Source organism: Geminocystis sp. CENA526 (assembly GCF_050753365.1).
In the GTDB taxonomy this organism is placed as follows: domain Bacteria; phylum Cyanobacteriota; class Cyanobacteriia; order Cyanobacteriales; family Cyanobacteriaceae; genus Geminocystis.
The window spans coordinates 1-3839 of sequence record NZ_JBLZFY010000189.1 but is presented as its reverse complement, the minus strand read 5'-3'; the positions used below and the strand labels follow the sequence as shown (position 1 = coordinate 3839).

Genomic DNA, 3839 nt, shown 5'->3' with positions numbered 1-3839 from the left:
CTTTAGATGCTGTTGATTTTATCTAGTAATTAATTATCGAAATAAAAGGCTAAAGCCTTTACTACAAACTTGTTAAAAAGGAGAATTTATGTTGTTTACGATGAGAATAACTATGCTAAGTGATTGGCATATCGGTTTGGGGCAATCTAAAGGTGACATTGATAGTCTGATTCAACGAGATAGCGATGGTTTGCCTTATATTCCTGCTAAAACTCTCACGGGTATTTTACGGGATAGTTGTGAGTTAGTGGCTTTAGGTTTGGATAATGGCAATGAAAAAGGTGTTTGGAGTCAGTGGGTTGATTTTCTCTTTGGTAGTCAACCTGCATTGGAAGAAGGCTCGATCGAACATCCTCCTCAACCTGCTATAATTTCTTTACGATCGGCTCATTTTCCTGATAGTCTTAAAAATGCCCTTACTGTCAAAACTAAACTTAAAGATTCGATCGCATTTATCAAACCAGGTATAAGTATAGATAACGACACGGGATGTGCGAAACCAGACTTTTTAAGATTCGAGGAGATGATAAGAAAAGGGGCAATTTTAGACGCAAAAGATTGTCAAATTAATTATCCTGCGGATATAAGTGAGGATAACAAAAAGATAGTTAAAAATATAGTTGAAGCGTTATTGTTAGCGGGGGCAAAATTAACCGAGAGAATAGGCGGAAAAAGACGCAGGGGTGCAGGAAAATGTAAAATTAACTTTCTAAAACTAACAAATGACAATTATTTAGACTATTTAGCTAAAACGCCTCCTTCTCCTCCTGATTATCAAGAAATAACTTTTTCCCTCTCCTCTCACCATCCAGAGATAAAACAGTCAGACTGGTATATTTTACCGTTGGAAATTACGGCTAAATCTCCCATTATCATCAATAGTCGCACCATCGGCAACGTAGTAGAAACCCTCGACTATATTCCTGCAAAATATATTTTAAGGAATTTACATCGTAAACTAGGGCAATGGTTAAATGTTTCTCAGGCTATCAGTGAGGAGAGTTTAGTCATTACCAATGCCACCGTTAGCAGTCACAATCAACCCAGTCGCCCTGTGCCTTTTTGCCTTTCTGCTGATAAACTGAATGGAGGATTAAAAAAGGGTAATGTCTATAACTGCTTTGTCGAAACAGAGAATAAAGAAATTCAATTAAAAGGTATTCGAGGGGGTTATATAGGAGAATTTACGGGGGGATGTTTACCTGCTAATCCTGATGTAGAAATTAATGTCTATACTCACAATACCATCAAAGATGAACTTCAACGTCCTAGTAGTGATGTAGGTGGAGTTTATAGCTATTCTGCGATCGCACCTAAGACTACATTTAGAGCGGAAATTCGTCTTAAGTCAGACTTGTTTAACCATCTTTGCAACCAGAAAAAAGAATGGTGGAAAATTTTAGAAGGTGGTTATTCCATCGGGCAATCAAAAAAAGATGATTATGGCACGATAAAGGTAACAATAGCTCAAAAACCCCAACTTTATCAAGGTTCGATCGAGCTTAAAAATAACACTCTCAGTGTGTGGTTATTATCCGATTTGCTGTTAAGAGATGAAAGACTTAATCCCACTGCTGACTTAAACATTTTCAAAGAAACCCTAGAAAAAACATTAGGAGTTACTTTAGAAGAAAAACAAAAAATCATCCGTCAAAGACGCACAGAATCATGGCAAGTGCGTTGGGGGTTATCTCGCCCATCTTTAGTCGGTATTCAAGCAGGAAGTTGCATCGTCTATGAAGTAACAGATGGAGAATTAGATATTAATAAACTATCTCAAATCCAAATGTCAGGAATAGGAGAAAGGAGAGTCGAAGGTTACGGGCAAATGTGCTTTAATGATCCTTTATTAACTATGCCTTTATCAAAATTAAATTCCTCTGATACTGAAGTTAACAATAATAATAATAAGACAAATGCTAACCCTATCAGAAGCAGTGACTCCGCTTTTGAATATGCCCGAATAATTGAAAAGGAAGCATGGCGAGAAGCAATCCAACAACAAGCCTTATATTTAGCCTCTAATCAAGAAAAAAGAAAAGAATATTTAGGCTTAACAATCCAAAAGAAAGAGAATAATAATGAAAGTAAACCCCCCATGACTCAATTAGGTGCTTTACGCTCAGTTGTCAGTAAGTTGCAATCACAGAATGACAAAAATCAAGTCACTAATTGGATTACAGCTTTAGAATCTGTGCCTAATCGTAAAGAAAAATGGGTAGGAAATAGCTTAAAACTGATTCGTAGCTTAATCAATGATGAGAGAAAAATCTGGGAATATCTCCATTTACCAAATGATTTAACCATTACTAACAACGGAGAAACCGAGTTAAAACAACAACTTTGGGCGGAGGCAATACGCACCTTAATTGATGCCATGATTCGGGCGCATAAAAGAGACTGGGAAAAAACCTCGTAGGTTGGGTTAAACGAAGTGCAACCCAACATCAACAAGCCAGAAAATGTCATCCATGATTCCCTATTATCGCTTTTGGTTGGGTTTCGTTACCTCAACCACAACCTACATTTGGGTTTCGTTAGCTCAACCATAACCTACATTTGGGTTTCTTTAGCTCAACCACAACCTAGATTAATTATTAACATCAATTAAAAATATGGCAAGAAAAATTCATTCTCGATATAAAATCACAGGTAATCTTATCACCATTAGCCCCATTCATATTGGCGGTGTTGGTGGTAATGCCGATACTGATATGGCTTTAGCTGTCAATGGTGAAGGGAAATTTTACCTTCCTGCCACCAGTTTAGCAGGGGCGTTACGCGCTTATATGGCAACTTTTAATCCAGATATTACTGATAAAATTTGGGGTTTTCAGGAGGCAAAAGGGGATAATGGTTATGCTAGTTTCGTCATTGTGGAAGATGCGGTTATCAATTCTGCTATCGTAGAAATCCGTGATGGTGTCGCCATTGATAGATATTCAGGCACTGCTGCTGAGGGTATGAAGTTCGATCGAGCTATTTTACCTAAAGGTGTTACAATTCCTATCAGCCTTACTTTAGAAAGAGACGCAAAATTAAGTGATGGTGAATGGCAAGACTATCAAAACGCCTTCGCCCAACTTATCACAGCTTTAGAAGAAGGAGAAATTTATCTCGGCGGTGCAAAAAGTCGAGGTTTAGGGAGAGTGAAACTATATGACACGAGAATCATTGAAGAAGATTTACTCACCCCGACTGGAATTTTAGGCATCCTCAATAATCAACAAAAAATCGTTAATTGGAGCAAGATTTACGCTTCAGGGGAAAATTGTCAAAATAAGCTCGAAATAACCATTAAATGGACTCCTGTAGGTGCTGTGATGGTGAAATCAGAAGGGGATGGTATGACGGTGGATATATTGCCCCTTGTCAGTGGAAAAGGTGGAGGCTTAACCTTTGTTATCCCCGGTAGTAGCTTAAAAGGAGTATGGCGTAGCCAAGCAGAAAGAATTATTCGCACAGTCTGCAATCACTCTCTTACCCTCGATGATGACTTTAATCAACAGGTAACGTTGGAATTGATTAAAACCCTTTTTGGCACACCCGCAGAATTAGACGAGAATCAAAAGCAGTTAGGTTATTTAAGTTGTCTGGCAGTAGATGACTGTTTTGCAAATATACCGATGGCATCTCATCAGTGGGCAAGTATTACCGATGCGACTAAAGATAGCAGTTTGCGTAATAGTTTGGATAGTATGGGTTTACAAGATACTCAATTAGGATACCACGTCGGGATCGATCGTTGGATTGGTAGTGCAGCAGAAGGCTTTTTATATACTACCCTCGAACCTTTTGGGGTGAATTGGGAAAACATCGAAATTAGCTTAAATTTACAT

The 3839-nt window shown here is 38.2% G+C and carries 2 protein-coding genes; both read left to right on the top strand.

From position 1 onward, the window contains the following. Window positions 1-112: 112 nt before the first annotated feature. Window positions 113-2419, top strand: a complete 2307-nt coding sequence (locus ACN4EE_RS22245) for an RAMP superfamily CRISPR-associated protein (RefSeq protein WP_431708707.1) — start codon at window positions 113-115, stop codon at window positions 2417-2419. Window positions 2420-2615: 196 nt separating this feature from the next. Continuing rightward, a partial coding sequence (locus ACN4EE_RS22240) for an RAMP superfamily CRISPR-associated protein (protein WP_431708706.1) occupies window positions 2616-3839 on the top strand: 1224 nt, incomplete at its 3' end.

Coding starts and splice junctions, on each gene's coding strand:
- ACN4EE_RS22245 (WP_431708707.1), top strand. CDS start 113: ATGCTAAGTGATTGGCATATCGGTTTGGGGCAATCTAAAGGTGACATT.